This window comes from Seonamhaeicola sp. ABD4_340 (genome assembly GCF_056312135.1).
Genome location: NZ_CM149981.1, coordinates 2,205,575 through 2,230,001, shown reverse-complemented (window position 1 = coordinate 2,230,001; position 24,427 = coordinate 2,205,575). Strand labels below are relative to the sequence as shown.

The window sequence follows — 24,427 nt, the reverse complement described above, 5'->3', positions numbered from 1 at the left end:
GGCATTTTTTTTACAATTTATATTCTGAAAGTGATTTTGTAAACTTTTCAGGGTTTGCAGCCAAATGATATCTGGGGTCATCAACAGCTTCAACAATAACTTCTCTAAATTTAGGACTAGATTTATAAAGAAGCTCTTTACTATCTTCACACAAATGCCTTAATTTAATTGATTTTCCTTCGGCTTCGTATTTATTCACCAAATTATAAATAGCTTCTATTGCAGAATGATCAGTTACTCTAGATTCAACAAAATCTATTTCAATAGTATCAGGATCATTTTTTGCATCAAATTTTTCATTAAACGCTTTTATTGACCCAAAAAATAATGGTCCCCAAATTTCATATACTTTGGTACCATCTTCCTTTAAGCGTTTACGGGCTCTAATACGTTTAGCGTTTTCCCAAGAAAACACTAATGCACTAATAATAACACCTGCAATAACTGCTACCGCTAAATCTTTCCAAACGGTAATTAATGACACTGCTATTAATACAATAGCATCACTTACGGGTATTTTTCTTAATATTCTAAAACTACTCCACGCAAAAGTACCAACTACCACCATAAACATTACACCAACTAAAGCTGCAATTGGTATTTGCTCAATATATGATGAAGCAAATAATATAAATACCAACAACAATACTGCTGCTACAATACCCGATAGCCTACCACGGCCACCGCCTTTTATATTAATAATAGATTGCCCAATCATAGCGCAACCACCCATACCACCAAATAAACCAGTAATTATGTTTGCTCCACCTTGTGCCATACATTCTTTATTGGCGTTACCACGGGTTTCAGTTAATTCATCAACTAAATTTAAAGTCATTAAAGATTCTATTAAACCAATAGCCGCCAAAATAAATGCGTAAGGACCAATAAACGTTAATGTTTGCATGTTAAAAGGTATTTTATTAAAAATATCAAACTGAAACTGAGGCAAGCCACCTTTTAAGCCTTCGCCACCACCATCTCTAATAAAACTACCAACTGTAGCAACATCTAAATTTCCAAAAATTACAATGGCAGATACTACTAAAATACCAATAAGTGCTTCGGGTAATTTTTTTGTTGGTTTAAATTTGGGTAATGCAAACATAATAAGCATGGTTAAACCAACTAAAGCTATCATGGTATACATTTGTGAACCAGTAAAAAAGTTACCATCAACATCTTTAAACATTTTTAACTGTGCTAAAAATATAACAATAGCCAAACCATTTACAAAGCCCATCATTACCGGGTGCGGAATAAGTCTAACAAACTTACCAAGTTTAAAAACACCTGCAAATATTTGAATTATTCCCATTAAAATAACGGTGGCAAACAAATAGTAAAGTCCTAGATTTTCACTTTCTGCCCCCATAGCGTTACCTTCAGCAACTAAGCTTACCATTACAACTGCTAAAGCTCCTGTGGCACCACTAATCATACCCGGACGTCCTCCAAAAATTGATGTTATTAAACCAATCATAAAGGCTGCGTACAACCCAACTAACGGATCTACACCTGCTACAAATGCAAATGCTACGGCTTCTGGCACTAGAGCTAATGCTACTGTTGCGCCACTTAAAATATCGTTTTTAGCATTTTTTGTACGCTTTCTTATAAAATCTGTCATACCTTAAATTTTGTGCAAATTTAAGTTTAAAAGCGCAAGCAACAAGTTATTTATCATTTATTACTAAATGACAAACACTAAAACGTTTTAGTAAATAATATTAAAATTTTACTGGGTAATAATTACATTTTAAGTAAGTGTAGTTTCGTAATGGCTTTCAATCCACTTTAAAGCCTCAGGTCTGGTTCTAAATAATTTTATATTCCAATCACTAGCTTCATTAATTTTTATCAATGTTTCGGTAGACATTAAAGCGCCACTATTACCAACTAAAACAGCCATGGAGTGTATTTGCGGTAAGCTAGCTATTATTTTTTGAGCTTTAAAAGTATATGTATAGGAATTCTTTTTGTTTATTATTAATGAAAACGGTGCTTCTAAATGGCTTAGTAAAAAATCGTGGTATAAATCTACCATTATTTCGTTCATCACAACACCTTCATTAATAATAACTTCGGCTAAGTTAGGTTTTAAAATTAAAATTGTACCAAAAGAAAGCTTGTGCTCTTTCATTATTTATTATTTTTTTTAAGAAAAATCGGTTTCAAGCATTTACATACAAAAACCGTAATATTGCTATTAATTTCACTAAAGTTAACATTTTTTTTAAAAGGTTTACAATGTTTTTGATTTATCACTGATAATTAATCAACAACTAAAACTTTAATATTGGCGTAAGAATTTAATAACGCTTGGTCAGATTCGGTTTTATTTAACCAAGCTACCTTTGTAATTCCTTCTTTTTCTTGCGGATACAAAACACCTTTAAAACTAGTTTTCATTTCAAACCAATATGTAACTTTTATTTTATGTTTTCCGTTACGCTTAAAAATATGGTAGGTTGTTTGTAGCGGTTTTGTAATTTGTAAACCTGTTACACCAGTTTCTTCTTCTACTTCACGTATAGATGTTTCTTCTATAGATTCATTAGATTCTGCTTTTCCTTTAGGCAAATCCCATTTATCATTTCTGTAAATAAATAAAACCTTTCCTTCTTCGTTGTATACTTTTCCGCCGCCAGCAACTACGTTTGGTAATTTTTTTAAAAATTTACTTAGTAATTTTTCATGGTTTTCATGAATAAGTCTTACTTCTTTTAAATCTGTTTTAGTAAGCTCTTTAATTACTTTACCAATGTTTACAGTATCTAACAAGTAATTTTTAAAATTAGTTTCTTGCGCTACTTCGGTGGTTAAAATTATAGGCTTATCTCCAACAAAAATTTTATACATAAATAATATTTGGTGTTTAACTAATGGTAAAAATATCATTTTTAGTAACAAACCAATAATTGTTGAAAAAAATATTTGGCTTAACAATAATACTCTTACATAAAAACGAAATTAATCTGTATTTTTGGCTCATGATTTTTAATAAAGATACTGCCAAAAAAACTGCTGAAGTTTTATTACAAGTAAACGCTATAAAACTTAGCCCAAAAGACCCCTTTACATGGGCCTCTGGATGGAAATCACCTATTTATTGTGATAACCGTATTATTTTATCGTTCCCTGCCATTAGAAATTACATTAGAGAAACTATGGCAAAACAAATTGAAAAACAATACGGAAAACCCGATGCCATTGCTGGTGTAGCTACTGGCGCCATTGGTATAGGTATGCTAGTTGCCGAGTATTTAGGCTTACCTTTTATTTATGTAAGACCAGATGCTAAAGGCCACGGACGTAAAAACCAAATTGAAGGCTTTATTGAAAAAGGCCAAAATGTTGTAGTAGTTGAAGATTTAATAAGCACAGGCAAAAGCAGTTTAAATGCTGTTACCGCATTAAAAAATGCAGGTATAAATGTTAAAGGCATGATAGCTATTTTTACCTATGGTTTTGAAGTGGCTACCAAAAACTTTGAAAACGAAAACCTAATGCTTCAAACCTTAAGTAATTACGAAAGTTTACTTGAGCAAGCACTAGACACCAACTACATTACCGAAAAACAACTAAAAACATTAGCTGAATGGAATAGTAACCCAAGTGAATGGAACGCTATTTGATACACTAGTTGTAATTAAAATTAAATATAAATGAATTTAGAATCTCCAAAAATAAACGTAGAAAAATCTCCCGAAGATGTTTTCAACTTTTTATCTGATGTTAAAAACTTTGAATCGTTAATGCCCGAAAACATTAGCAAGTTTGAGGTTTTAGAAGACGATAAGTTTTTATTTGCACTTAAAGGCATGCCCGAAATAATACTTAAAAAGAAAGAAGTTGTGCCACCAAACAAAATTGTATTAGGCGCTGCTGGCGGAAAAATAGATTTTTCGTTAACAGGCCATATTGTTCAAACGGCTGATAGTGCTAGTGAAGTACAATTACAGTTTGCAGGTAACTTTAACCCCATGATGGCAATGATGATAAAAGGGCCAATAAGCAAATTTATTGAAACCCTTGCTACAAGCATACCAAAGGCAATTTAATACAACAATTGAATTTCTTTTAAATCAAAGGTTTTTACAATACCATCTTCAACCAAAACTTTTAAGTTGCCGGTATTGGTAACACCTTTAATAAAACCAGAAAACATACAACCTTCAGCATCTAAAAATGTTGAAGGTTTATTTTTTCTGAATAAATAATTAACATATTCATTTTTTATAATTGTAATGTTGCCTGCCTGCAAAAATTCAAAATAAAACTTCAAATTATTAATTATTGTAATAGCAACCTCATCAATATTAAAAACACGTCCGGTAATTATTTTTAATGATGATGCTTTGGGCAAATTTTCAAACTCAGTTTGGTTTACATTTAAACCCATACCTAAAATTGAAGCCGTCATTTTATTATTTTTTATGACATTTTCTATTAAAACACCACATATTTTTTTGTTTTCTGACAAAATGTCGTTTGGCCATTTTACACTAATTTTGGGTATTCCAAAAAAGTTTAAGGTTTTAATTAAAGCCAAAGCAGTTACCATGCTTATGTAAAAAGGATGCTCTAAATAAAAACCACTAACATCTTTAAACACACTAAACGTAAGGTTTTTTCCAGCCTTAGCATTCCAAACTGTACCCATTTGCCCGCGTCCGCTAGTTTGCTTTTGGGTAATAACAGCCGTAAAATCGTTTAAATTTTCATCTGCAATTAGGCTACGTAAATAGCTATTTGTAGAATTGGTGGCACTAAGTTTGATTATATGCATAAAAATGTAATAAATATACTAGCAAATCTTATGATTTTTTTAGAGCTTTAAAAACTAAAAAATAATAACTTTGTACAAATTAAATAAATTTAATGGCGAAAGAAAAAATAAGCGCAGACCAATTAATATCTGTAATTTTAAGCGGAATTGAAGATGTTAAAGGTAAAGAAATAAATATTTTAGACTTAAGAGAAATTGAAAACACTGTTTGTGATTACTTTATAATTTGTGAAGGTACTTCTAACACACAAGTAAACGCCATAGTAAACGCCGTTCAAAAAAAGGTAAGCAAAGAACTTAAAGACAAACCCTGGCATGTTGAAGGTGAAGACAATGCCGAATGGGTTTTAATAGACTATGTTAATGTTGTTGTGCATGTTTTCCAAAAACATGTTAGAGAATATTATGACATTGAGAGCCTTTGGGGAGACGCAAAAACAACAGTAATAGAAACAAGTTATTAAAAAACACATGGCAAACGATAAAAAGAACAACAAAGATAAAAAGCCAAAGTTTAGCCCGTATTGGATTTACGGTATTTTACTAGCCCTATTTTTAGGGTTTCAATTTTTTGGAAACACCTCAAGCAGTGGCGGATCTAAAACCACAACTTCAGATTTTTTTAAATATTTAGCCAATGGCGATGTTGAAAAAATAGACATTGTTAAAAATACCCGAGTGGCTCGCGTATATTTAACCAAAGATGCCGAAGCTAAAGACATACACAAAAATTCTAAACAACAGCCGTTTATTCCATCGGTTACCAGAATACCTAATTATAAATTTGAGTTTGGCGATCTTCAAAACTTTGAAAACAAACTTAACAACACCATTAAAGAACTAGACACCAAACCTATTATTGAGTTTGATACTGAAACTGACACTATAGGCAACTTGTTAATTGGTTTATTACCATTTTTATTACTTATTGGTGTTTGGATTTTTATAATGCGAAGAATGTCTGGCGGCGCTGGTGGTGGCGCTGGCGGTCAAATTTTCAATATAGGAAAATCTAGAGCAAAACTTTTTGACCAAAACACCGAGGTTAAAACAACCTTTAAAGATGTAGCTGGTTTAGAAGGTGCAAAAGAAGAAGTTCAAGAAATTGTAGATTTCTTAAAATACCCTGAAAAATACACCACTTTAGGTGGTAAAATACCAAAAGGCGCATTACTAGTTGGCCCTCCAGGTACAGGTAAAACATTATTAGCAAAAGCTGTAGCTGGTGAAGCTAAAGTACCTTTCTTCTCACTTTCAGGTTCAGATTTTGTTGAAATGTTTGTTGGTGTAGGTGCATCGCGCGTACGTGATTTGTTTAAACAAGCCAAAGAAAAATCGCCTTCAATTATATTTATTGATGAAATTGATGCCATTGGTCGAGCTAGAGGCAAAAACGCCATGTCTGGAAGTAATGATGAACGCGAAAACACCCTAAACCAGTTATTAACTGAAATGGATGGTTTTGGCACAAACACCAATGTAATTGTACTTGCTGCAACCAATAGAGCCGATATTTTAGATAAAGCATTAATGCGTGCCGGAAGGTTTGACAGACAAATTTTTGTTGATTTACCAGATGTACGTGAGCGTAAAGAAATTTTTGAAGTGCATTTGCGCCCGCTAAAAAAATCAAAAGATTTAGATACTGACTTTTTATCTAAACAAACACCTGGTTTTTCGGGTGCCGATATTGCAAACGTTTGTAACGAAGCTGCTTTAATTGCTGCCAGAAATGGTAAAAAAGAAGTTGATAAACAAGATTTTCTTGATGCTGTAGATAGAATTATTGGCGGTTTAGAAAAGAAAAACAAAATAATTACACCTAGTGAAAAACGCGCCGTTGCGTTCCATGAAGCTGGTCATGCCGTTGTAAGCTGGATGCTCGAACACGCGGCTCCATTAATAAAAGTAACTATTGTACCAAGAGGACGCTCATTAGGTGCCGCATGGTATTTACCTGAAGAACGTTTAATTGTTCGCCCAGAACAAATGTTAGATGAAATGTGTGCTGCACTAGGTGGTAGAGCTGCCGAAAAAGTTATTTTTAACAAAATATCTACAGGAGCATTAAGTGATTTAGAAAAAGTAACCAAACAAGCCCGTGCCATGGTTACCATTTATGGCTTAAGTGATAAAATTGGTAACTTAACATATTATGATTCTAGCGGTCAAAGTGAATACGGCTTTTCTAAGCCTTATAGTGAGCAAACAGCCGAATTAATTGATAAAGAAATATCAGATATTATTGAAAAACAATATGAACGCGCTGTTAAATTACTTGAAGAAAATAAAGATAAACTTACTGAACTTGCCGAAGAACTTTTAACTAAAGAAGTTATTTTTAAAGATAACCTAGAACGCATTTTTGGCAAGCGTGCTTTTGAAAAAGAAGAGGCTATTGTAAAAGAAGAAAAACAGAACACCGAAACACCTGAAAATACCCAAAACAGTTCTGAAACAAAAGAAAATTCGTAAAAAGCAGCTAAATTTTAGTATTTTTGTTATGCTTTTACTAAAAAACTTAAAATAACCTTAAGGTTATTTTAAGTTTTTTTATATTTGATATTCAACAATAAGATTAGGTTAATAGCTACTACTAAATGAGTCTTTTTAGAAAACTTTTTGGTTCTAAATCTGAAAAACAATCAGAAGAACTAAAATCTGATGAAAGAGGCAAATACATGCCAGAAGTAAAGCTACCAATAGACGAAAGGTTTACAATAAATTTTAAAGCTAATGGTGGCAAGTTCTTGTATTGTGAAGATTTAAATGAAGTTTATGAAAATTTAGATCTTATTATTGAAGAAAATAAATGGCAAGAAAAAAAGGTTTTATTGTTAGACGAACAATTAACTGATAAATTTAAAAGTACAAACATTAAAGCTTCAAGGCTTGTTAGTGAATCTGATTTTTTTCTAACCACTTGTGAAAACCTAATTGCTAATGATGGTTCTTTGCTTATATCATCAAAACAAATATTTGAAAAAAAACTACCCGAGCTACCTTTTAACTTTGTAGTTTTTGCTACAACAAGCCAAATTGTTGAAAACATAGGCGAAGGCTTACGAGGTATAAAATCAAAAAACCGTCAAAAAATTCCAACAAACATTACAACCATCAAACATTTTAAATCTAGCGAAGAAAAAGACTTTTTAAGTTACGGCAGTAGCGCAAAAAATTTATACCTACTACTTTTAGAAGATTTATAAATGAAAGAAATGCTTACTAGAGGGCTATCAGGCCTTGTATACATTGGTTTACTTATTGGCTGCATGCAAAATAAGCACGCATTAATAATTCTATTTTTTGCATTTGGTCTTGTAACACTTGCCGAGTTTAAAAAGTTAATTCAGCTAAAAAACATTATACCTTATTTTATTTTTATAATTATGTATTTTGTTTTTGTTTACTGGAAACTAATACTAAATACACGTTTTGGTTTAGAAGAAGCCACACAAATACTTACCGTTTTAACTATTTTTGTTCAGTTATTTTTAATTAAAGATTTGTTTTCAGAAAAAACCATTCCGTTATTTTCAACAAAACGTTTTATATTAACCACTTTTTATATAACAAGTGCGTTTATATTCTTAAACTTAATAGCTAATTACCAAAAAAACTATAATGCCAACATACTTTTGGGAGCTTTTATACTCATTTGGGTAAACGATTCTTTTGCATATTTAGTTGGTAAAAACTTTGGAAAACAAAAACTTTTTTCAAAAATTTCACCCAAAAAAACAGTTGAAGGTTTTTTAGGCGGTTTATTTTTTGCTTGTATTGCTAGCTATTTTATTGCTAACTTTACACAAACATTAAATTTTACTAATTGGCTAATTTTAAGTGTTATAGTTAGTGTTTTTGGCACTTTAGGAGATTTAATAGAGTCTAAATTTAAAAGACAAGCTGGTGTTAAAGATAGTGGCTCTATTATGCCAGGTCACGGTGGCTTGTTTGATAGGTTAGATAGTATCATATTTGCAGCACCATTTATTTATTCATTTCTAAGTATTTTAAACTATGTTTCATAAAGAAGGTCATAAAATTATAATAATAACTTTGGTTATTGTTGTTGCGTTATTTTTATTAGTTGATAGTTTTATTTCAATAACATGGCTGCGCACCTTAATACTTGTTGCTTTACTTGTGTTTTTAATACTTATTTTACAATTTTTTAGAAACCCTAAACGTAACACAATTCAAAATGAAGCGCAGGTAATATCACCTGTTGATGGAAAAGTGGTAGTTATAGAAGAAGTATTTGAAAAAGAATATTTTAAAGAAAAACGCCTACAAGTAAGTGTATTTATGTCACCCATAAACGTACACGTAACGCGCTACCCTATTGGCGGTAAGGTACTTTTTAGTAAATATCACCCAGGCAAATATTTAGTTGCATGGCACCCTAAAGCCAGTGAAGAAAATGAACGTACCACTATTGTTGTTGAAAACCCTGGCTACGGTAAAGTTTTATACAGGCAAATTGCTGGTGCACTAGCTAAGCGCATTGTAAATTATGCAAAAGTTGAAGATCAAGCTGTGCAAGGTGCAGATGCTGGTTTTATAAAATTTGGCTCTAGAGTAGATTTGTTTTTACCATTAAACACCAACATAAAAGTACAATTAAACCAAAAAGTTAAAGGCGGCGAAACAGTTATAGCAGAAGCATAAATGACGAACGAAGAATTAGATAAAGCATTTGAAGAAGCAGTAGCCAGAGTTAATGCCCATAAAGACCCTTTTCCGGCAGATACGCTGTTAAAATTATATGCCTATTACAAAAAAGCCACTAACGATTATGGTAAACCACGAAGTAGAGAAGCCTTAATTAATGCCTTTAAAACCAATGCTTTATTTCAAGCCAAAAGCATTTCAGAAAACGAAGCCAAAGAAGCTTACGTAGAATTGGTAAATAAGTATTTTTTATATAGAGAATAACATAATAAAGCCATTATGAAACAGCTATACTTTTTTCTATTATTAAGTATTATTATTGTTAGCTGTAGCAAAAAAATTCCCGTAAAAAATTACCAATATTACCAAAATCTTTTTGATAATAAAACAGCTTTTGAACTAACCAATAACAATGGAAATTCTAGAATTTTAATATCACCTTTTTACCAAGGCAGAATTTTAACCAGTACTTATAATAATACCCAAGGCTTAAGTAACGGCTGGATAAACGAAACAGCACTAACAGATGCAAATAAAAGTATTGGTGGTGAAGAACGCCTTTGGATAGCGCCACTTGGGTCTCAGTTTTCTTTTTATTTCCAGCAAATACAACCACTACATGATGATAATTGGAAAGTACCTGCAACCATAGATGCTGAACCATACAGCGTTATTAGCAAAAGTAATAGTAAGGTTAAATTATTTAAAACCATGCAACTTACTAATAATATTGGCACACAATTTAAGATTGAAATTAACAGAGAAATAAGTATTCTTTCAAAAGAAAACATTAATAATAATTTAAATATTGAAGTTGATAAAAACACCAAATTTGTAGCTTTTGAAACTTATCACAAACTAAAAAACATTGATACTGTTACATGGAAAAAGCACACAGGTTTAGCTGGTTTATGGAGTGCAGGCATGTATCCTGGTGATGATTCTGTAGTTATTATTCCGCTAAAAAACCAAGGTACAAAACACGATGTTTTAACCTACTTAGCCACAATTGATAGTACACGTTTAACTATAAAAAACAATACTATTTTATTTAAAACAGATGGACAATACAGAAGTAAAATTGGTATACCACCACAATTTGCACCAACTGTTTATGGTTGTTATTCAAAACTAAAAAACAAGCTAACTATTATTCAATATAAAAAAGAAGCTGATAGCTTATATTCTAACTCACTTGTAAGCATTCAAGACACTCCTTATAACGGTGAAGCTATACCCATTTACAATAATAGCACTGATTTTTTTGAGCTAGAAAGTAATGCGCCTTTAAAAGTTTTAAAACCTAATGAAACAACAACACATTGGCAACGTGTTTATCATTTTCATGCTCCAAAAAACACATTACATGAACTTAGTAAAAAATTACTAGGTTTTGATTTGAATGACGCCAAGTTTTAACGTCTTTGTGAAAAACACAAAATACTTGTTCTTTTTAATGAAAGAAAAAGAACAAGTATTTACGTTTTACTTTAAACTAGCTAAACTTGCTTTAAGTGTTTCAATTTTTGCTAAAGCATCTGCTTCTTTTTTCTTTTCTGAAGCTACAACTTGTTCTGGTGCGTTATTTACAAAACGTTCGTTAGATAGTTTTTTCTGTACCGATTTTAAGAAACCTTCGGTGTAATTTAACTCTTCAGTTAACTTTTTAATTTCAGCTTCAACGTCTATAGCGCCAACCATTGGCACAAAATACTCGTTAGATTTTACTCTAAAGGTTAAAGCACCTTCAACCGCTTCATCTACATACTGAATAGTTTCAAGATTACCCATTTTTTGTATAATCGCATCAAAGGTAGTTGATGATTTTTCGTTGTTAATTACCGAAAATCCAATCGCATCTTTAAACGCAATGTTCTTTTCCTTTCTAATGGTACGAATACCTGAAATCACTTCCGAAGCAAAATCAAATTCTGAAATCAAGGTTTCGTTAATTGGTTTTGTTGTAGGCCAACTCGCTACAATTAAAGCGTCTTCTGGCGTGCGATCTTTTATGTAATGCCATAAATCTTCAGTTAAAAATGGCATAAACGGATGTACAATTTTTAAGTTATCTTCAAAAATTGAGATAATTGCATTATAAGTTTTAGCATCTATTGGTTGTTGGTATGCTGGTTTTACCATTTCTAGTAACCAACCGCAAAAATCGTCGTAAATTAACTTATAAATAGCCATTAACGCATCGCTTAAACGGTATTTACTAAAGTGATCTTCAATCTCTATTAATGCGTTTTGAAATTTAGATTCGTACCATTCAATTGCAATCTTACTTGCTTCTGGTTGCTCAATGCTTTCTGAAACTTCCCAACCATCAACCAAACGGTAGGCATTCCAGATTTTGTTACCAAAACCTTTTCCTTGTTGGCATAACGATTCGTCAAACAATAAATCGTTTCCTGCTGCGCTACTTAATAGTAACCCAACACGAACACCATCGGCGCTGTATTCTTCAATAAGTTTTAAGGCGTCTGGTGAGTTCCCTAAAGATTTACTCATTTTACGACGTTGCTTATCGCGTACTAATCCTGTTAAATATACATTCTGGAAAGGCTTTTCATCTTTATACTCGTAACCTGCAATAATCATACGTGCTACCCAAAAGAATAAAATATCTGGACCAGTTACTAAGTCGTTTGTTGGGTAATAGTATTTAATTTCTTCATTTTCTGGATTGCGAATACCATCAAACACCGACATTGGCCACAACCATGATGAGAACCATGTGTCTAATGCATCGGTTTCTTGACGTAAATCTTCAGCTTTAAGTGCAGAATTTCCTGTTTTATCTTGAGCAAGTTTTACTGCATCATTGATGTTTTCTGCTACTACAAAATCTTCTTTTCCGTCGCCATAATAGAACGCGGGAATTTGTTGTCCCCAAAGTAATTGGCGCGAAATATTCCAATCGCGAATGTTTTCCATCCAGTGACGATAGGTATTTTCAAACTTTTTTGGAAATAATTTTATATCGGCATTTTCACCTAAAACTGCTTCTATTGCTGGTTTTACCAATTCTTCCATTTTTAAGAACCATTGGTCGCTTAATCGTGGTTCGATAATGGCTTTTGTACGCTCTGAAATTCCAACACGGTTATTATGGTCTTCAATTTTTTCAATTAGACCTAAACTTTCAAGCTCTTTTACAATTTCTTTTCTAACTTCAAATCGATCTTTTCCCTGGTAATGTAAACCATAACTGTTTAACGTAGCATCTTCGTTAAATATATCGATTACTTCAAGGTTGTGCTTATCGCCTAAAACCTTATCATTTTCATCATGTGCAGGCGTTACTTTTAAACAACCTGTTCCAAATTCAACATCTACATAATCGTCTTCTATAATAGGAATTACACGATTACAAATTGGCACAATGGCTTTTTTTCCTTTTAGGTTAAAATGACGCTCGTCTTCAGGATTAATACAAATTGCCGAATCACCCAAAATAGTTTCAGGACGCGTTGTAGCAATGGTTAGTGTCTCGTTGCTACCTTCAATTTGATATTTTATATGGTATAATTTTCCTTGCTTGTCTACGTATTCAACTTCTTCATCCGACAGTGTTGTTTTTGCTTCTGGATCCCAATTTACCATACGGTAACCGCGATAGATAAGTCCTTTGTTATATAAATCAACAAACACTTTTATTACGGCTTCGCTCATATCGTCATCCATAGTAAACTTGGTACGATCCCAATCACAAGAACACCCTAATTTTTTAAGCTGCTCAAGGATTACACCACCATATTCGTGTGTCCAATCCCAAGCGTGTTTTAAAAATTCATCGCGTGTTAAATCGTTTTTATCTATGCCTTGTTCCTTTAATTTGGCAACAACTTTGGCTTCTGTAGCAATAGATGCGTGATCTGTACCTGGTACCCAACACGCATTTTTACCTTGTAAACGGGCACGACGAATTAACACATCTTGAATAGTATTATTCAACATATGCCCCATGTGCAGTACTCCTGTGACGTTTGGTGGTGGAATTACAATAGTGTACGGCTCTCTTTGGTCTGGTGTAGAATGAAAATAATTATGTTTCATCCAGTAGCTGTACCACTTATTTTCTACCTGTTTTGCATCGTATTTTGATGGAATACTCATGTTTGGAATAGTTTTTGAATAATAATTGGCAAAAGTACTTATATTTCTTTTTCTGTGAAAACTATTATGTTCTATTTGAAAGAACTTATATTTTTAACATTGTAATAACCAAAACCAGAAAAGTAATACGTACATTCAATGAAGTTAAATATGTTAATATAGTTGTATTTCGTCTAATAATTTTGCTTGTTATGGAGAAAGTAACTATGTTTACCAAAGAATTAAAAACGTAACGTAATGAAACAATTAATTACAATTTTATTTATCGGGTTAATCAGTTTTTCTGTTAATGCCCAAGACAAAGTAGCTAAAATTAAGTTTAAAACTGATACTATTGATTATGGCACTATAGAAAAAGGATCTGATGGTGTGCGTATATTTGAATTTACAAATACAGGTGATGCACCTTTAATTATTACCGATGTTAAATCATCTTGCGGATGTACCATTCCATCTAAACCAAAAGACCCTATTATGCCGGGTAAAACAGGAGAAATTAAAGTAAAGTATGATACTAACAGAGTAAACCCTATTAGAAAAACTATTACTGTAATTTCTAATGCTGATACACCAACTGTTGCTTTAAAAATTAAAGGTTTAGTTGTAGACTCTAAGACTAATAAGGCTAGCGTATTACAGAAAACAAATAAAAGTATTGTTCAAAATTAATTGTACAATACATTATAAGTTAAAGGCTTAAACTTATGGTTTAGGCCTTTTTTATTAATAAGGCTTTTCTAACCTAAAATTAAAACTTAAAACTGTATTACCTCTTTCAACTTTTAATTTTATGAGTTTCCCTGTATTGCCATAAAACAAATGCATTATTTGTTGTAGTTTTAATTGATGCGTAGTTTTACCATTTATTGCTAAAATAACATCGCCTTTTTGTAATCCTACTTTTTTTGCTGGTGAATTTTCCCGAAGCTCAACAATAGCATAAGCTGGTTTTAGCGCCATACGGTAAGTTTTATTTAAAACAACATTAACGCCATCGCTAGCTTTACTTAATCCTCTATTTTCTTTGTATTTAAAAGAGGTATTATCATATTCTTTAACAAACCTAACACCGCTGTGTGCCAACTCTATACCGCTTTTATTATATCTAAACTCATCTTTAAAATTGGCATTTTTTTTAAGCGTTAGCAATGAGTTTTTATAATCTACAATAACATTAAAACGCTTTAAAATATTTCCAGCAATACTACCATTTCTTTCTTTTACGCGTTTAGCAAAAGCTATTGAAGTAGCATCAGGATAGGCTACATTAGCATTTTTCAATTTAAAATTTTTTAAATAAAAAGTATCAACCTTAGTACGTTTTCCATAAACACTACCACTTAACCCATGCCCTAAAAAATCTCTAAAAAATGCGTTACCAGATTGTATTCCCATAGTATCATCTTCAAACAACCATAAACTATCACTTCCACCAGAATCTATTAAAAGTTTAACGGGTATTTTTTTATTTTGAATATTTACATGGGCATTTATGTATGGCTTATCATTATAAAATTCTAAATTAAAACGTTCGCATTTTTTGCATGTTTTATAGTTATAAGTATTAGGCTCAAATAACCTAATGTGTTTAGCTCTGTAATTAATTTCAACAATAAAATCTTTAAACAGATCTAACCCAATAATACCATGAATTGGTATGCCCAATCTTGATGCAAAATTTATTTCTAATCCAAAAATGGCAAACAAATTCTGGTCTATATTAATGGCTTCACCAATTTTGAAAATATTATTTGAAGATTTTAAGGCCTCAACCGGAGCTCCATCACCTAAACCACGTAAAAAAAGTGTTTCGGTATTTTTAACTTTTAAAGTATCGGCTCCGTTTAAAAAATTAAAAATTATAGGTTTACTAACACCGGTATCTAAAATAAACGATAATTCTACACCGTTAACTTCAACAGGTACAACAATTAAATTGTGTATTAATTTGAAACGTATTTTATCAGATTGCTTTTTATTTTGAATAATAAATTTACTTTGTGCAAACAAACCAACAGCAAAAACATTAATTAAACAGAAAAAAAGCAAGCATTTTTTATTTAAAAAGTACCTAACAATCATACTATCAATTTACAAATCTTTTAAATAGTCTAGTACTTTCACTCTTCTTTTTAATAAAAATTTCTCAAATTTGCACACTAAATTTAAAATTAGATGCCAAAAATATCTAAAAAAGGGCAGTTAATGCCAGAATCACCAATTAGAAAACTTGTACCGTTTGCTGAAAAAGCTATAAAAAACGGTAAACATATATATCACCTAAATATTGGGCAACCAGATATTAAAACACCTGAAGTTGCCTTAAAGGCTGTAAAAGAAAACGATGTTGAAATTTTATCATATTCACGTTCTGAAGGCTCAGAAACTTATAGAAATAAACTAGCCAATTATTACAGCCAACACAATATAAAGGTTACCAACCAAGACATTGTTGTTACCACAGGAGCCAGTGAAGCCATTGCTTTTATTTTTGGCAGTATTATGGATGTTGATGACGAAGTCATTATCTGCGAACCTTTTTATGCAAACTACATTGCCTTTGCAACTTCGGCAAGTGTAAAAGTTGTGCCAATTGTTTCTAATATTGATGATAATTTTGCGCTTCCTGCTATTGAAGAATTTGAAAAATTAATTACGCCTAAAACAAAGGCTATAATGATTTGCAACCCAGGAAACCCTACAGGTTGTTTATATTCTGAAAAAGAAATTAAGCAATTAGCCGATATTGTTAAGCGCCATGATTTATTTTTAATTTCAGATGAAGTATATCGTGAATTTACTTATGATGGAAATTCACACTACTCTATTTTAGAATTAGAAGGTTTAAATGAACATACTATAATGATAGATTCAGTATCTAAACGTTACAGTATGTGTGGTGCCAGAGTTGGTTGTTTAGTTACACGCAATGAAACCGTTAGGCATACCGTTTTAAAATTTGCCCAAGCAAGGTTGAGCCCACCAACTTACGCACAAATAGCAAGTGAAGCCGCATTAGGCACACCACAAAGTTATTTTGAAGATGTAAAAAATAAATATATTAAAAGGCGCAACACACTTATTGAAGAATTGCATAAAATTGAAGGCATAAGAGTATCTACACCAAAAGGTGCTTTTTATTGTATTGCAGAATTACCTGTAAAAGATTCAGATCATTTTGCCCAATGGCTTTTAGAACATTTTGATGTAGATAACGAAACGGTTATGGTAGCTCCTGCAAGTGGTTTTTACTCATCAGCAGGTCTTGGAAAAAACCAAATAAGAATTGCTTACGTACTTAACAGAAGAAGTTTAGTAAAAGCTGTAAATATTATAAAAGAAGCTTTAAAAGTTTACAACAACTAGTGCACATACAACAAAACATATCTTTAAAACATTACAACACATTTGGTATAGATGTAAATGCAAAATACTTTACATCTGTTACAAGTACTAAAGCGCTTATTGATGTTTTAAAACTAGAAAACTACCCAAACAAATTATTACTTGGTGGCGGTAGTAATATGCTACTAACCAAAAATTTTGATGGTTTAGTAATTCATGTAAATATTAAAGGTATTGAAGTTGTTACTGAAGACGACAATTTTGTAACCATAAAAGCAAATGCTGGTACTAACTGGCATACGTTTGTGCTTTGGTGCTTAAACAATAATTATGGCGGTATTGAAAACCTATCATTAATACCAGGTAATGTTGGCACAGCACCTATACAAAATATTGGCGCTTACGGTGTTGAATTAAAAGATGTTTTTGTTTCATGCGAAGCTATTTCAATTAAAAACCAAACCACTAAAACTTTTAGTAAAGAGGCTTGTAATTTTGGTTACCGCAATTCGGTTTTTAAACAAGAAGAAAAAGGCAACTATGTAATTACTAATGTTACCTTTAAACTCACAAAAAAACACCACACTTTACACATAAATTATGGTGCAATAACTTCAGAACTTGAAAATATGGGTATTAAAAACCCAACCATACAAGATGTTTCAAAAGCAGTAATTTCTATTCGCGAAAGTAAATTACCAAACCCTAAAATAATTGGTAATAGCGGTAGTTTTTTTAAAAACCCCGTTATTTCAGCAACACATTTTAACACACTAAAAAGCAATTTTGAAAACATACCAAGTTACCCAATTTCTAGTACACAAGTAAAAGTACCTGCGGGTTGGTTAATTGAGCAAGCAGGCTTTAAAGGCAAACGCTTTGGCAATTATGGTGTACACAATAAGCAAGCCTTAGTACTTGTTAATTATGGCAATGCTAAGGGTAGTGATATTTTAAAGTTATCAAAAACAATACAAGAAACAGTAAAACGATTATTTAATATTTCAATTGAAGCCGAAGTAAACATATTATAATTTAAAAAGTAAATGTTACCTTTGGAATATTAATTTTAACAAACATTATATACATTGACATCTCCTATTGAAAAAGAAATAGTGTCTCTACTAAAAGCAGGCAATAAAAAAGCTATTTCTTTGCTTTATGAAAACTATGCCGATGCGCTGTTTGGTGTTATTAAAAAGATAATATCAGATGATGAAACAGCACAAGATGTGCTTCAGGAAAGTTTTGTTAAAATTTGGCGTTATGCCAAGAAATATGACGCCAGTAAAGCCAAACTTTTTACTTGGTTATATAGAATTGCTTACAATACCGCAATTGATAAAGTAAGATCGCAAAAAAACAAAAGCGGTAATGAAGTCCAAATTGATACATCTGTCGTATATACATATACAGCCGATAGCATAAATCAAGATGTTTTAGATTTAAAAAAACACCTAGGCACTCTTGAAGAAAAATATCAAATTGTAATAAACGCCCTGTTTTTTGAGGGTATGACGCAGCAAGAAGCCAGTGAAGAATTAAATATTCCGCTGGGTACTATAAAATCCAGATTAAAAATAGGATTACGAGAACTAAAAAAAATTTATAACCCTTAACTAAAGAAAGTCATGAATGAAAAGATTTCAACATTCTTAAATTCTGGCCTTTTAGAAAAATATCTAATAGGTGAAACCACTTCAGCTAACACTGAAATGGTTGAAACTTATATTGAAAAATATCCAGAAGTACAGAATGCTTACAACACCTTACAGCAAAACTTAGAAATAATTGCTAAAACCAATGCTGTAGAGGCTCCTAAACATATTTTAAATAATATTTTAGATGAATTAGATGATGCTCCTGTTGTTAAATTAAACAGCACTAGCAAATATAAAAAATGGTATAAATTTAGTGTAGCCGCTAGTATAGCTGCCTTTATTTTTGCTGGTACATCTATTTACTTTTATGATCAGACACAAAAATTACGACAAGATACCGTTGTTGTAGATGAAGAAATTTTTGATTTAAGAGGCGATATTGAAAAAAACCGCAAAGCTTTAGATGATGTAATGCGCCAATTGTTAAAACTTAACAATCCTGAAACTGCAAAATACATTATTAATGGTAATGATCGTGCTAAAGATTTAAAAACAGTTGCTTACATAAACCCAAAAGAAAAAACATCAATGATTGATGTGGTATCTTTACCAGAATTACCAGAAGAGCAATGTTACCAAATTTGGGCCGAAGTACAAGATAAAATGGTAAGCCTAGGTATTTTAAATGAAGCCGATAGAAAATTAATGTCTATACCTTACGCCGAAGATGCTTTAGCACTAAAAATAACTATTGAACATAAAGGTGGTAATAAAATAGCATCGTTAGAAAACAAAGTTGCCGAAATTAGTTTGCAATAGAGTTTTAAAAATTTCAGTAAATAAAAAAAGGTTGTTTTATTAAAAAACAACCTTTTTTTATGCTTAATAATTATTATTTATTTGTTAACCATTGTAACAACGCGTTGTGGCAATGGTGCTTCATAATTAGCTTTACCTAAAGCTTCAACTATATTTTGGCGCGTATCCCAATAAACATCCCAATAGTTTTCACAGTTAACATAAGGCAATGCTAAAAGCTCTACACTATTTTCGCCTAAGTTATTTACGGCAACTCTAGCTTTTAATTTTTCATCTTTTAGCACATTTTCATCATTATTTAGTACATCTAAAACTATTTGTTTAGCTTTATTAATATCGGCCCCGTATCTAATAGCAAAAGGCATATCTACACGTAAATTACCTACCTTAGTTAAATTAGTAATTTTGTTAGCTGTAATTGAAGAGTTTGGTATAATTTCAGTTTCATTTTGAAATGTTTCAATAACCGTAACAAATACTGATATTTCTTTAACAAAACCAAACGCACCATTGGTTTTTATTAAATCGCCCACTCTAAAAGGTCTAAAAATTAATAACATAATACCAGAAGCTATATGGCCCAATGAGCCATTAAATGCAGCTCCAATGGCAACACCAACACCAGCTAAAATAGCAGCAAATGATGCAATTGGCACACCAACAATACCTGCTATAGATATTATTAGTAATAATTTTAAAATAAACCCAATGGTGGTTAGTAAAAAAGGTTGTAATGTTCCATCAATCTTTTTTACATCAAACAATTTTGATAGCGCCTTCATTGCTATTCTAATAACGTAAAGCCCTATTATTAATGCTGCTATAGCACCTATTAATTTTAAACCCCAATCACCTAAACCTGAAGATATAGATGAGAAAAAACTTTGTAAAGATTCTGAAATTTGTTCCATGATAATTTTATTTATTGGTTAGTAATATTTATACATATTATCTGACACTTTTTTTTAATAAAGTCACAAAATCAAAACAAAAAAAAGTTAGAATAGTTTGTTTTCTATATGTATCTTTGTACAAAATTTAAGCATGAAACTTTTTTTAATTACAACTGGTATTTTGGCTTTAGCTGTAGCAGGTATAGCCATAAAAATATGGGCCAAAAAAGATGGCAAATTTGCTGGAACTTGTGCAAGCCAAAACCCTATGCTAAATAAAGACGGTGAAGCTTGTGGTTTTTGCGGAAAAACACCAGATCAATTCGCAGACTGTAGCGAACCTCAACACTCATAATTTATATGATAATACTTGATGTTATTTACTATGCATTTATTGCTATAGTTTCTATTCAAGTTATTTTTTATACGCTAATTTTTAGCCGCTTTTCATATTTAAAAACTCAAAACAATACGCATAAAACCTTTCCGGTTTCAGTAATAATTTGTGCAAAAAACGAAGCTGAAAATTTAAAGCAATTTCTTCCTTCTGTAATACATCAAAATTATCCAGATTTTGAAATAGTACTCATAAATGATGCTTCAAAAGATGATACTTTAGATGTTATTGAGCATTTTGCAAGCCAACATAACAACATAAAAATTGTAAACGTAAAAAATGTTGAAGCCTTTTGGGGCAACAAAAAATATGCGCTTACATTAGGCATAAAAGCATCAAAACATGATTATTTATTGTTTACTGATGCCGATTGCAAACCAGTTACAAACAACTGGATACAAGAAATGACAGCTCATTTTAATGAAAGCACACAAATAGTTTTGGGTTACGGTGCTTACAAAAGGATAAAAAAATCATTTTTAAATAAGCTCATTAGGTTTGAAACTTTAGTAACAGCTATTCAATACTTTTCATTTGCAAAAATAGGCTTGCCATACATGGGTGTTGGCCGTAATTTAGCATATACCAAAGCTGCTTTTTTTAAAGCCAATGGTTTTATAAACCACATAAAAGTGCGCTCTGGTGATGATGACTTGTTTGTTAACCAAGTAGCTACAAAAAAAAACACAGCCATTTGTTTTACCAAAGAAAGTTTCACCAAATCTGTACCTAAAACTAGCTTTAAAACTTGGTTTAAACAGAAAAGGAGACACATATCAACCGCTAAGCATTATAAAACAATTCATAAAATACTACTTGCTTTAATATACTCTACTACCCTACTATTTTGGGTTTTATCCACAATTTTATTAGCAATTACTTATAATTGGCAAATAGTTTTAACGCTCTTTTTAATTAGATTTATAATTATGTATTTTGTTTATGGCGCTTCAGCAAAAAAATTACTAGAAAAAGATCTTATCATTTTACTTCCGGTTTTAGAAGTTTTTTTAGTTACAATGCAATTAACTATATTTATAAACAATATTATTTCAAAACCTAACCATTGGAAATAAACGAAGCTATTAAACGCGCTAAAGCTAACGACCAAAAAGCGTTTAATTTTCTACTTGATACCTTCTGGGATGATGTTTATGGATTTCAGCTAAAACGCATTCAAAATGAAAATGATGCCGAAGATATTGCTATTAGAACATTTTCTAGAGCATTTGATAGAATTGAAACTTTTGATGAAAATTACACGTTTAAAACTTGGCTAATTACCATTTCAAAAAACATTCATATTGATTTAATTAGAAAGAAAAAAACATCAATTTCGCAAGTTATTTCAAATGATGATAAATCTGTTTATCAAATTTTAGATGAATCTCCTTCTGCTGAAGATAAACTCATTACAGAACAAAACTTATCAAAACTTCTAAAGGATATAAAAAAACTAAAACCGCATTACCAAAAGGTTATTAACCTGCGTTATTTTCAAGAGCTTAGTTACAAAGAAATTTCCGAAGAGCTTAAAGAACCTATTAACAACGTAAAAGTAAAATTGTTACGTGCAAAAAAGTTACTTGCCGAGGTTATTAAAAAAACACCATGATTTTTAAACTTAAAAACTTAGGTCCGGGAATTTTATTTGCCGGTGCCGCTATAGGTGTTTCTCATTTGGTACAATCAACCAGAGCTGGTGCAAATTTTGGATTGGGCTTACTTTGGGCTTTGGCGCTTGTAAATATTTTTAAGTATCCGTTTTTTCAATTTGGCCCTCGTTATGTAGCTGCAACTGGCAAAAGTTTACTTGATGGTTATAAACAATTAGGCAAAGGCGTTTTAATAACTTACTACACATTAAATATGGCTACTATGTTTACCATTCAAACAGCCGTAACCATTGTAACTGCTGGTTTAGCTTCAAATTTGTTTGGAAATTTTAGCGCTTTTAGCATTGGAAATAAAACTGTTAGTAGTATTGAAACTTGGACCATTATAGTTTTAATAGTTTGTTTCTTTTTACTCATTGTAGGTAAATACAAATTATTAGACCGACTAATGAAAATAATTATAATTACCCTAACAATAAGTACTATTGCTGCTGTTAGTATTGCTTTAAACACAACAAACGCACCAATATCTTTCAATCAGGTTTTACCAAAAAACACTATTGAAATTACGTTTTTAATTGCTTTTATGGGGTGGATGCCTGCCCCCTTAGATGTATCTGTATGGCAATCTCTTTGGGCTGTAGAAAAACAACGAGAAGTTGGTAAGGTTAACGTAAAATTGGCATTATTCGATTTTAATATTGGCTACATATGTACACTAATTTTAGGCTTTGGTTTTTTACTTTTAGGCGCGTTAGTTATGTTTAATAGTGGCGAAACTTTTAGTAATTCTGCTAGTAAATTTGCTAACCAATTAATAAATATGTATGCAAATACTTTAGGTAATTGGGCATATATTATAATTGCCATTGCTGCATTTACAACCATGTTTAGCACCACCCTAACTACTTTAGATGCATCACCCAGAACCATGGCTAAAACCAGTCAACTTCTTTTCACAAACAAAACCTTAAAAAACTATAATTTCTGGATTATACTACTTTTTATTGGCACTATTTTCATTTTTTTATTCTTAGCTTCAGAAATGGGTTTGCTTATAAAAATAGCCACCGTATTATCATTTATAACCGCTCCTTTTTATGCCATAATTAATTATAAATTAATAACTAGCAAGCACACACCAAAACAATGGCACCCAAATAAAAGCTTACGTATTTTAAGCTGGTGTGGTATTATATTTTTAATAGGTTTTAGCATTTGGTATCTCACCACATTATAGCTTTTTGTAAAGAATACTTCGTATCTTTGTTTTTTCATTTTTTTACTATGCAAAAAGAAACATTATCTAATATATTACCCGAAAGACAACCTAAACCAAAATGGTTACGTGTTAAACTTCCAACTGGAAAAAAATACACAGAGTTAAGAGGCCTTGTAGATAAATATAAACTTAATACCATTTGCACATCAGGCAGTTGCCCTAATATGGGCGAGTGTTGGGGTGAAGGTACCGCTACCTTCATGATTTTAGGCAACATTTGTACACGCTCTTGCGGTTTTTGTGGTGTTAAAACAGGCAGACCAGAAACCGTTGATTGGGATGAACCCGAAAAAGTGGCACGCTCTATTAAATTAATGAAAATTAAACACGCAGTTTTAACAAGTGTTGATAGAGATGATTTAAAAGATATGGGAAGCATTATGTGGGCCGAAACTGTTAAAGCTGTAAGACGCATGAACCCTGAAACAACAATGGAAACTTTAATCCCAGATTTTCAAGGTATTGAACAACATATTGATAGAATTGTTGATGTAGCTCCTGAAGTAGTTTCGCATAATATTGAAACAGTAAGACGTTTAACACGCGAAGTACGTATACAAGCGCAATATGACCGAAGTATGGGTGTGCTTAAATACCTAAAAAAAGCCGGACAAAGACGTACAAAATCTGGTATTATGCTTGGTTTGGGTGAAACTAGAGAAGAAGTTATTGAAACACTACACGATTTAAAAGAAAATGATGTTGATGTTGTTACAATTGGCCAATACCTACAACCAAGTAAAAAACATTTACCTGTTAAACAGTTTATAAACCCAGATCAATTTAAAGAATACGAAGAAATTGGATTGAGCTTAGGGTTTCGCCATGTTGAAAGTAGTGCACTTGTGCGTTCTTCTTATAGAGCACAAAAACATATTAATTAAAA

At 31.6% G+C, this 24,427-nt stretch carries 26 protein-coding genes; 19 read left to right on the top strand and 7 right to left on the bottom strand.

All coding sequences use genetic code 11. The features are described from left to right. Nucleotides 1-10: 10 nt before the first annotated feature. From ACYX4H_RS09605 to ACYX4H_RS09595, 3 genes are all read right to left on the bottom strand, one after another. Nucleotides 11-1,630: a SulP family inorganic anion transporter gene (locus tag ACYX4H_RS09605; protein WP_476236040.1), complete on the bottom strand. Its 1,620-nt coding sequence runs from the start codon at nt 1,628-1,630 to the stop codon at nt 11-13. Between the two features lie 129 nt (nt 1,631-1,759). Next, complete coding sequence (locus ACYX4H_RS09600) at nt 1,760-2,143, bottom strand: hypothetical protein (protein WP_476236039.1); 384 nt, start codon at nt 2,141-2,143, stop codon at nt 1,760-1,762. Nucleotides 2,144-2,274: 131 nt separating this feature from the next. Then, nucleotides 2,275-2,862, bottom strand: a complete 588-nt coding sequence (locus ACYX4H_RS09595; RefSeq protein WP_476236038.1) for an NUDIX hydrolase — start codon at nt 2,860-2,862, stop codon at nt 2,275-2,277. A gap of 131 nt (nt 2,863-2,993) precedes the next feature. On the opposite strand from ACYX4H_RS09595, the gene pyrE reads away from it, so the two are divergent. Further along, the gene (gene pyrE, locus ACYX4H_RS09590) at nt 2,994-3,638 is read left to right on the top strand and encodes an orotate phosphoribosyltransferase (protein ID WP_476236037.1); all 645 of its coding nucleotides are present in this window, start codon (nt 2,994-2,996) and stop codon (nt 3,636-3,638) included. 30 nt (nt 3,639-3,668) lie between these two features. Then, entirely contained in the window at nt 3,669-4,064 is a 396-nt protein-coding gene (locus ACYX4H_RS09585) for an SRPBCC family protein (protein ID WP_476236036.1), read from the top strand. Here the strand turns inward: ACYX4H_RS09585 and ACYX4H_RS09580 are convergent. Next, nucleotides 4,061-4,792 carry a biotin--[acetyl-CoA-carboxylase] ligase gene (locus ACYX4H_RS09580; protein ID WP_476236035.1) on the bottom strand — a complete coding sequence of 244 codons (732 nt, stop codon included), beginning with the start codon at nt 4,790-4,792 and terminating at the stop codon, nt 4,061-4,063. The genes ACYX4H_RS09585 and ACYX4H_RS09580 overlap by 4 nt on opposite strands. A 92-nt stretch (nt 4,793-4,884) precedes the next feature. On the opposite strand from ACYX4H_RS09580, the gene rsfS reads away from it, so the two are divergent. The 7 genes from rsfS to ACYX4H_RS09545 all read left to right on the top strand — a co-directional run bounded on the left by rsfS (nt 4,885) and on the right by ACYX4H_RS09545 (nt 10,885). Continuing rightward, on the top strand, nt 4,885-5,256 hold the full coding sequence (gene rsfS, locus ACYX4H_RS09575; protein WP_475294263.1) for a ribosome silencing factor: 372 nt from the start codon (nt 4,885-4,887) through the stop codon (nt 5,254-5,256). A gap of 7 nt (nt 5,257-5,263) precedes the next feature. Then, nucleotides 5,264-7,267: an ATP-dependent zinc metalloprotease FtsH gene (ftsH, locus tag ACYX4H_RS09570; protein WP_476236034.1), complete on the top strand. Its 2,004-nt coding sequence runs from the start codon at nt 5,264-5,266 to the stop codon at nt 7,265-7,267. Nucleotides 7,268-7,392: 125 nt separating this feature from the next. After that, entirely contained in the window at nt 7,393-8,001 is a 609-nt protein-coding gene (locus ACYX4H_RS09565; RefSeq protein ID WP_476236033.1) for an LUD domain-containing protein, read from the top strand. Next, on the top strand, nt 8,002-8,823 hold the full coding sequence (locus ACYX4H_RS09560; RefSeq protein ID WP_476236032.1) for a phosphatidate cytidylyltransferase: 822 nt from the start codon (nt 8,002-8,004) through the stop codon (nt 8,821-8,823). It begins immediately after the preceding gene. Beyond that, nucleotides 8,813-9,463, top strand: a complete 651-nt coding sequence (locus ACYX4H_RS09555) for a phosphatidylserine decarboxylase family protein (protein ID WP_476236031.1) — start codon at nt 8,813-8,815, stop codon at nt 9,461-9,463. Before ACYX4H_RS09560 ends, ACYX4H_RS09555 begins: the two co-directional genes overlap by 11 nt. Beyond that, on the top strand, nt 9,464-9,730 hold the full coding sequence (locus ACYX4H_RS09550; RefSeq protein ID WP_476236030.1) for an acyl-CoA-binding protein: 267 nt from the start codon (nt 9,464-9,466) through the stop codon (nt 9,728-9,730). Between the two features lie 15 nt (nt 9,731-9,745). After that, the gene (locus ACYX4H_RS09545) at nt 9,746-10,885 is read left to right on the top strand and encodes a DUF6786 family protein (protein ID WP_476236029.1); all 1,140 of its coding nucleotides are present in this window, start codon (nt 9,746-9,748) and stop codon (nt 10,883-10,885) included. 66 nt (nt 10,886-10,951) lie between these two features. Here the strand turns inward: ACYX4H_RS09545 and ACYX4H_RS09540 are convergent, their stop codons facing one another. Further along, nucleotides 10,952-13,588, bottom strand: coding sequence for a valine--tRNA ligase (locus tag ACYX4H_RS09540; RefSeq protein WP_476236028.1), 2,637 nt, complete (start codon nt 13,586-13,588; stop codon nt 10,952-10,954). Nucleotides 13,589-13,825: 237 nt separating this feature from the next. On the opposite strand from ACYX4H_RS09540, the gene ACYX4H_RS09535 reads away from it, so the two are divergent. Next, nucleotides 13,826-14,257 (top strand): DUF1573 domain-containing protein, encoded by a 432-nt coding sequence (locus ACYX4H_RS09535; protein WP_475294271.1) that lies wholly within the window; start codon nt 13,826-13,828, stop codon nt 14,255-14,257. 54 nt (nt 14,258-14,311) lie between these two features. Here ACYX4H_RS09535 and ACYX4H_RS09530 read toward each other — a convergent pair whose 3' ends face one another. Further along, a complete protein-coding gene (locus tag ACYX4H_RS09530) occupies nt 14,312-15,637 on the bottom strand; it encodes a retropepsin-like aspartic protease (RefSeq protein WP_476236027.1) in 1,326 nt (441 codons plus the stop codon). 126 nt (nt 15,638-15,763) lie between these two features. On the opposite strand from ACYX4H_RS09530, the gene ACYX4H_RS09525 reads away from it, so the two are divergent. The 4 genes from ACYX4H_RS09525 to ACYX4H_RS09510 are packed head-to-tail and all read left to right on the top strand — an operon-like array spanning nt 15,764 to nt 19,353. Continuing rightward, complete coding sequence (locus ACYX4H_RS09525; protein WP_476236026.1) at nt 15,764-16,954, top strand: pyridoxal phosphate-dependent aminotransferase; 1,191 nt, start codon at nt 15,764-15,766, stop codon at nt 16,952-16,954. Then, nucleotides 16,954-17,967, top strand: coding sequence for a UDP-N-acetylmuramate dehydrogenase (gene murB, locus ACYX4H_RS09520; protein ID WP_476236025.1), 1,014 nt, complete (start codon nt 16,954-16,956; stop codon nt 17,965-17,967). Before ACYX4H_RS09525 ends, murB begins: the two co-directional genes overlap by 1 nt. Nucleotides 17,968-18,021: 54 nt before the next feature. Beyond that, nucleotides 18,022-18,552, top strand: coding sequence for an RNA polymerase sigma factor (locus tag ACYX4H_RS09515; RefSeq protein ID WP_476236024.1), 531 nt, complete (start codon nt 18,022-18,024; stop codon nt 18,550-18,552). Nucleotides 18,553-18,564: 12 nt separating this feature from the next. Further along, nucleotides 18,565-19,353 (top strand): anti-sigma factor domain-containing protein, encoded by a 789-nt coding sequence (locus ACYX4H_RS09510; RefSeq protein ID WP_476236023.1) that lies wholly within the window; start codon nt 18,565-18,567, stop codon nt 19,351-19,353. Nucleotides 19,354-19,430: 77 nt separating this feature from the next. Here ACYX4H_RS09510 and ACYX4H_RS09505 read toward each other — a convergent pair whose 3' ends face one another. Next, nucleotides 19,431-20,264 carry a mechanosensitive ion channel family protein gene (locus tag ACYX4H_RS09505; RefSeq protein WP_475294277.1) on the bottom strand — a complete coding sequence of 278 codons (834 nt, stop codon included), beginning with the start codon at nt 20,262-20,264 and terminating at the stop codon, nt 19,431-19,433. Between the two features lie 133 nt (nt 20,265-20,397). Here ACYX4H_RS09505 and ACYX4H_RS09500 point away from each other — a divergent pair, with 133 nt between their 5' ends. From ACYX4H_RS09500 to lipA, 5 genes are read left to right on the top strand one after another with little or no spacing between them, the layout of a single operon-like run. Next, nucleotides 20,398-20,601: a membrane or secreted protein gene (locus tag ACYX4H_RS09500; protein WP_475294278.1), complete on the top strand. Its 204-nt coding sequence runs from the start codon at nt 20,398-20,400 to the stop codon at nt 20,599-20,601. A 5-nt stretch (nt 20,602-20,606) separates the two neighbouring features. Then, on the top strand, nt 20,607-21,719 hold the full coding sequence (locus tag ACYX4H_RS09495) for a glycosyltransferase (RefSeq protein WP_476236022.1): 1,113 nt from the start codon (nt 20,607-20,609) through the stop codon (nt 21,717-21,719). Beyond that, the gene (locus ACYX4H_RS09490) at nt 21,710-22,258 is read left to right on the top strand and encodes an RNA polymerase sigma factor (protein WP_475294280.1); all 549 of its coding nucleotides are present in this window, start codon (nt 21,710-21,712) and stop codon (nt 22,256-22,258) included. Before ACYX4H_RS09495 ends, ACYX4H_RS09490 begins: the two co-directional genes overlap by 10 nt. Then, entirely contained in the window at nt 22,255-23,499 is a 1,245-nt protein-coding gene (locus ACYX4H_RS09485) for an NRAMP family divalent metal transporter (RefSeq protein ID WP_476236021.1), read from the top strand. The genes ACYX4H_RS09490 and ACYX4H_RS09485 overlap by 4 nt, the downstream gene beginning before the upstream one ends. A 47-nt stretch (nt 23,500-23,546) precedes the next feature. Next, entirely contained in the window at nt 23,547-24,425 is an 879-nt protein-coding gene (gene lipA, locus ACYX4H_RS09480; RefSeq protein ID WP_475294282.1) for a lipoyl synthase, read from the top strand. Nucleotides 24,426-24,427: the final 2 nt, after the last annotated feature.

Excerpts from the sequence above, each read along its gene's own strand:
- ACYX4H_RS09600 (WP_476236039.1), bottom strand. The coding sequence starts at position 2,143 with ATGAAAGAGCACAAGCTTTCTTTTGGTACAATTTTAATTTTAAAACCT.
- ACYX4H_RS09580 (WP_476236035.1), bottom strand. The coding sequence starts at position 4,792 with ATGCATATAATCAAACTTAGTGCCACCAATTCTACAAATAGCTATTTA.
- ACYX4H_RS09535 (WP_475294271.1), top strand. The coding sequence starts at position 13,826 with ATGAAACAATTAATTACAATTTTATTTATCGGGTTAATCAGTTTTTCT.
- ACYX4H_RS09540 (WP_476236028.1), bottom strand. The coding sequence starts at position 13,588 with ATGAGTATTCCATCAAAATACGATGCAAAACAGGTAGAAAATAAGTGG.
- lipA (WP_475294282.1), top strand. The coding sequence starts at position 23,547 with ATGCAAAAAGAAACATTATCTAATATATTACCCGAAAGACAACCTAAA.
- ACYX4H_RS09510 (WP_476236023.1), top strand. The coding sequence starts at position 18,565 with ATGAATGAAAAGATTTCAACATTCTTAAATTCTGGCCTTTTAGAAAAA.
- ACYX4H_RS09545 (WP_476236029.1), top strand. The coding sequence starts at position 9,746 with ATGAAACAGCTATACTTTTTTCTATTATTAAGTATTATTATTGTTAGC.
- ACYX4H_RS09505 (WP_475294277.1), bottom strand. The coding sequence starts at position 20,264 with ATGGAACAAATTTCAGAATCTTTACAAAGTTTTTTCTCATCTATATCT.
- ACYX4H_RS09500 (WP_475294278.1), top strand. The coding sequence starts at position 20,398 with ATGAAACTTTTTTTAATTACAACTGGTATTTTGGCTTTAGCTGTAGCA.
- ACYX4H_RS09585 (WP_476236036.1), top strand. The coding sequence starts at position 3,669 with ATGAATTTAGAATCTCCAAAAATAAACGTAGAAAAATCTCCCGAAGAT.
- ftsH (WP_476236034.1), top strand. The coding sequence starts at position 5,264 with ATGGCAAACGATAAAAAGAACAACAAAGATAAAAAGCCAAAGTTTAGC.
- ACYX4H_RS09525 (WP_476236026.1), top strand. The coding sequence starts at position 15,764 with ATGCCAAAAATATCTAAAAAAGGGCAGTTAATGCCAGAATCACCAATT.
- ACYX4H_RS09495 (WP_476236022.1), top strand. The coding sequence starts at position 20,607 with ATGATAATACTTGATGTTATTTACTATGCATTTATTGCTATAGTTTCT.
- ACYX4H_RS09560 (WP_476236032.1), top strand. The coding sequence starts at position 8,002 with ATGAAAGAAATGCTTACTAGAGGGCTATCAGGCCTTGTATACATTGGT.
- ACYX4H_RS09605 (WP_476236040.1), bottom strand. The coding sequence starts at position 1,630 with ATGACAGATTTTATAAGAAAGCGTACAAAAAATGCTAAAAACGATATT.
- ACYX4H_RS09550 (WP_476236030.1), top strand. The coding sequence starts at position 9,464 with ATGACGAACGAAGAATTAGATAAAGCATTTGAAGAAGCAGTAGCCAGA.
- ACYX4H_RS09565 (WP_476236033.1), top strand. The coding sequence starts at position 7,393 with ATGAGTCTTTTTAGAAAACTTTTTGGTTCTAAATCTGAAAAACAATCA.
- pyrE (WP_476236037.1), top strand. The coding sequence starts at position 2,994 with ATGATTTTTAATAAAGATACTGCCAAAAAAACTGCTGAAGTTTTATTA.
- rsfS (WP_475294263.1), top strand. The coding sequence starts at position 4,885 with ATGGCGAAAGAAAAAATAAGCGCAGACCAATTAATATCTGTAATTTTA.
- ACYX4H_RS09485 (WP_476236021.1), top strand. The coding sequence starts at position 22,255 with ATGATTTTTAAACTTAAAAACTTAGGTCCGGGAATTTTATTTGCCGGT.
- ACYX4H_RS09595 (WP_476236038.1), bottom strand. The coding sequence starts at position 2,862 with ATGTATAAAATTTTTGTTGGAGATAAGCCTATAATTTTAACCACCGAA.
- ACYX4H_RS09555 (WP_476236031.1), top strand. The coding sequence starts at position 8,813 with ATGTTTCATAAAGAAGGTCATAAAATTATAATAATAACTTTGGTTATT.